The 4,556-nt window shown below is 53.2% G+C and carries 4 protein-coding genes; all 4 read left to right on the forward strand.

Annotated elements, in window-relative coordinates; translation table 11 throughout:
* The first annotated feature begins 134 nt into the window (after window positions 1–134).
* The 4 genes from MHN01_RS17515 to lnt all read left to right on the forward strand — a co-directional run bounded on the left by MHN01_RS17515 (window position 135) and on the right by lnt (window position 4,226).
* On the forward strand, window positions 135–1,220 hold the full coding sequence (locus MHN01_RS17515; protein WP_239412519.1) for a PhoH family protein: 1,086 nt from the start codon (window positions 135–137) through the stop codon (window positions 1,218–1,220).
* Complete coding sequence (gene ybeY / locus MHN01_RS17520) at window positions 1,220–1,684, forward strand: rRNA maturation RNase YbeY (protein WP_239412517.1); 465 nt, start codon at window positions 1,220–1,222, stop codon at window positions 1,682–1,684. The genes MHN01_RS17515 and ybeY overlap by 1 nt, the downstream gene beginning before the upstream one ends.
* Before the next feature lie 112 nt (window positions 1,685–1,796).
* Window positions 1,797–2,669: a CNNM family magnesium/cobalt transport protein CorC gene (gene corC, locus MHN01_RS17525; RefSeq protein ID WP_075764947.1), complete on the forward strand. Its 873-nt coding sequence runs from the start codon at window positions 1,797–1,799 to the stop codon at window positions 2,667–2,669.
* 3 nt (window positions 2,670–2,672) lie between these two features.
* Window positions 2,673–4,226, forward strand: a complete 1,554-nt coding sequence (gene lnt, locus MHN01_RS17530; RefSeq protein ID WP_239412518.1) for an apolipoprotein N-acyltransferase — start codon at window positions 2,673–2,675, stop codon at window positions 4,224–4,226.
* Window positions 4,227–4,556 lie beyond the last annotated feature (330 nt).

A 4,556-nucleotide genomic window follows, 5' to 3' on the forward strand; every position in this document is an offset into this window, starting at 1 on the left:
GGAGAAAACACGTAAAGAAGATGAATTGGGTGTAGGCGTATATACTCCATAGTATAACGCCTGTCTGAATACCAGTAGGACGCGCCCTGAACAAATGGTCGCTCGGCTCTCCGGGCGACCGCAATGAGAGGCAAATCTTGAGCAAAATTAACACTGTAGAATTCAATCTGGAACCCGCCAATAACCAGCGCCTTTCCAGCCTTTGCGGCCCTTTCGACGACAATATCAAACAACTTGAACGCCGTTTGGGTGTAGAAATCAACCATCGTGGCAACAGCTTCAGCGTTGTCGGCCAGCCCCATACAGCCCAGGCTGCTGCCCATATCATCAAAACCCTGTATGTCGATACGGCACCGGTTCGCAATACGATCCCCGATATCGAGCCCGAGCAGATTCATCTGGCAATCAAAGAATGCGGCGTACTAGAGCAAACCACCGAGAGCACCATCTCTTACGGCAAAGAAGCCACCATCAAGACTAAAAAAGGGGTGATCAAACCGCGTACGCCAAATCAGGCCCAGTACATCACCAACATGGTTACCCATGACATTACCTTTGGTGTAGGCCCTGCCGGTACCGGTAAAACCTACCTGGCCGTGGCAGCAGCCGTTGATGCTCTCGAGCGCCAGGAAATTCGCCGTATCCTGCTAACCCGCCCTGCGGTTGAGGCCGGTGAAAAATTGGGCTTCCTGCCAGGTGACCTGAGCCAGAAAGTCGACCCTTATCTGCGTCCGCTCTACGATGCCCTGTTCGAAATGCTGGGCTTCGAGCGTGTCGAGAAGCTCATCGAGCGCAACGTCATTGAAGTTGCCCCGCTGGCTTACATGCGTGGCCGTACCCTGAACGATGCCTTTATCATTCTTGACGAGAGCCAGAACACCACGGTCGAGCAGATGAAAATGTTCCTGACCCGTATCGGTTTCAACTCCCGTGCCGTGATCACCGGCGACGTTACCCAGATCGACTTGCCGCGCGGTGCCCGCTCCGGCTTGCGTCATGCGATCGAGGTCCTGGCGGATGTCGACGAGATCAGCTTTAACTTCTTCCAGGCCGACGATGTTGTTCGCCACCCTGTGGTCGCACGTATCGTACAAGCCTATGAAGTATGGGAAACCGAAGACCAGAAACAACGCAAGCAGGCCGAACAGCGCCGCCGCGAAGAGCAGCAGGCCCTGCAACAAGCCGCTGCCTCACTTGCCGAACCGGAAAAAAGTAACTAATGGCAATTTATCTCGATCTGCAATATGCCACTGAAAGCCAGGAAGGCATGCCAAGCGAAGCTGACTTTCAGCAATGGCTCAATGCGGCCATCACCCCGTTCCAGGCCGATGCCGAAGTCACGGTCCGTCTTGTCGACGACGCCGAGAGCCATGCCCTTAACCACGAGTACCGCGGTAAGGACAAACCGACCAACGTATTGTCATTCCCGTTTGAAGCGCCACCAGGGGTAGAGTTAGATCTGCTGGGTGACCTGATCATCTGTCGTCAAGTTGTCGAAAAAGAGGCAAAAGAGCAGGATAAACCCCTGAATGCCCATTGGGCACATATGGTTGTACACGGCAGTCTCCATCTGCTAGGTTATGATCATATCGATGATGATGAAGCAGAAGAAATGGAGTCTTTGGAAACGGAAATTATGGAAAACATGGGTTTCACCGACCCGTACGCCGAAGAAAAGCGGTAACATTATCGGAAAACCGTTGTCCTATAGATACCTCGACCGGATGCATCCGATGAGGTATCAGATAGCACCCCGTGGCACAGCCACTTAACTGAGAGAATTTTTTCTTAAAGCAATGAACGAAGATAACTCACAAAATTCTGAAGGTCCGAGTAGAAAGTCCTTCTTTGAACGTATCGGCCAACTGTTCCAGGGTGAACCTCAAAACCGCGAGGAACTGGTCGAGGTCTTCCGAGATTCGGAAGTCAACGATTTGATTGACCACGACACCCGCGACATGCTCGAAGGTGTAATGGAAATATCTGAAATGCGTGTTCGTGACATCATGATCCCGCGCTCCCAGATGGTCACCATCGAACGTTCTCAGAAGTTAGAGGACCTGATTGATTTAATTGTAGATACCCAACACTCCCGCTACCCGGTGATCAGTGACGACAAAGATCATGTTGAAGGCATCCTGCTAGCAAAGGATCTTCTGCGTTACCTGCTTCCGAACAGCGAGCCGTTTGATATGGACAAAGTGCTGCGCCCGGCGGTTGTCGTGCCGGAAAGCAAGCGCGTTGACCGTCTGCTGAAGGAGTTCCGTGAGGAGCGCTATCACATGGCAATCGTCGTTGACGAGTTTGGCGGGGTATCTGGTGTTATCACCATCGAGGACATCCTGGAGCAGATTGTCGGCGAAATCGAAGACGAGTTCGACGATGAGGAAGAACAGGATATCCGTCAGTTAAGTAAGCACACTTTCGCGGTCAAGGCGCTGACGACCATCGAAGACTTCAATGACATGTTCCAGACCCACTTCAGCGATGAAGAGGTCGACACCGTCGGCGGCCTGATTATGACCAGTTTCGGTCATCTGCCGAACCGGGGAGAAGTTGTTGAGCTAGATGGCTACTCATTTAAAGTAACATCTGCCGACAGCCGACGGGTTATTCAGTTGCAAGTGACCGTGCCTCACGAAGCACACCAACCGACAACTACATCATAGATAATGAAAAAAAATTCATTCATTACGTTGGGACAGCTCGCAGCCGCTGTCCCGGCGGGTGCGCTTGCCACCCTTTCGTTTGCTCCCTATAACTACTGGTTTCTCGCACCGGTTTCCCTTTTCTGCTTTTTCTACCTGCTCCAGCACCAGAGTATCAAGCGCTCGGCACTCATTGGCTTTCTGTGGGGGCTAGGCTTGTTTGGTACCGGCATTAGCTGGGTACATGTCAGTATCGATACCTTTGGCGGCATGCCCAAACTGGCCAGCCTATTTCTCATGAGCATGCTGATCAGCTACCTGTCGCTGTTTCCGGCGGTATTTGGTGCCCTGTTCAACCGCTTCAACCGGGGCCGGCCATTCAACCAGCTGCTACTGAGCGGTCCGGTGATCTGGCTGATGCTGGACTGGTTCCGGGGCTGGTTCCTGACTGGCTTTCCGTGGCTGTGGATGGGCTATAGCCAGATAGACAGCCCGCTGTCCGGTATTGCACCCATTCTCGGGGTCGAAGGGATCACCCTTGCCTTAGTGTTAATCAGCGGATCCTTGGTTGCCGCCTGGTGTTACCGCAACTGGAAACCTCTGCTGATCCCGCTGCTGATCCTCGGCTTCAGCAGCCTGGCCAACAGCATCCAATGGGTTGTTCCGGCCCCGGAGAAAAGTGTCGATGTGGCACTGATCCAGGGCAATGTGCCTCAGGAGCTCAAATGGCTCCCGAGCCAGCGCTGGCCGACCCTGATGAAATACACCGATCTGACCCGCGAAAACTGGGATGCCGATCTGATCATCTGGCCTGAGGCCGCCATCCCGGCGCTGGAAACACAGGTACCCACCTTCCTGCAAAACCTTGACAGTGCCGCCCGCAACAATGGCAGTACTGTCATTACCGGCGTGCTGGATCAAAAAGACAACGGTGAGTATTTCAATAATATCCTGACGCTGGGCATGAATACCGACGGTCCTTACCAGTATGAAAATGCCACCCGCTACAGCAAGCATCACCTGTTGCCGTTTGGCGAATTTGTGCCGTTTGGCGACTTGCTCCGCCCGTTAGCACCGCTGTTCAACCTGCCGATGTCTTCTTTTAGCCGCGGCGGCTTTATCCAGCCCAACCTGGAAGCCAGCGGTTACTCGCTAGCACCGGCACTCTGCTATGAAATTGCCTTCAGCGAGCAGGTTCGCCAAAACGTCGGTATCGATACCGAGCTTCTCCTGACCCTGTCCAACGATGCTTGGTTCGGTACCTCTATCGGCCCGTTCCAGCACATGGAGATTGCTCAGATGCGCTCGCTGGAGCTCGGCAAGCCCCTGCTTCGGGCAACCAACAATGGCGTCACCGGTGTTGTCGATCATCGTGGCCAGATCACCAAGCAGCTGCCGCAGTTCGAAACCGCCGTCCTGCGGGCAACGGTTGTGCCGACCGAAGGGCTGACGCCTTATACCTCCCTGGGTAGCTGGCCGCTCTATATCTATATCCTGTGGTCACTTACCCTCTCGATGATCCTCATCAAGCGCCGGGCGGGGCACTTTCGTGATCACCGACCGCAAGAGATCGAATAAGGTAACCTGAACAAAGACTTACTTAAGTAGTTATACGCGCAAGTAAGCTGAATAGGAACTGACAAGGCGAAGGTTAACCCTTCGCCTTTTTATTGATATTGCTACTATGAAAGTAGTTATAAATATCACCCAGTTCCAACAAGGAAGCAGCCTATGAAAGCCGTCAACCGACTGTTCGCTATGTTGGGTTCACTTGCCCTGCTCTGCATTGCCTCCGGTTCCGTCGCCGAGGAAAATATTGATACCCAGGCTACCTTGAGCCATTTTCAGGCAGCCAGCCAAACCCAACCATTTTTTGATTCAGCCTATGGCTATGCGGTGTTTCCTTCG

It is taken from the genome of Photobacterium sp. OFAV2-7 (assembly GCF_022347985.1).
GTDB lineage: Bacteria > Pseudomonadota > Gammaproteobacteria > Enterobacterales > Vibrionaceae > Photobacterium.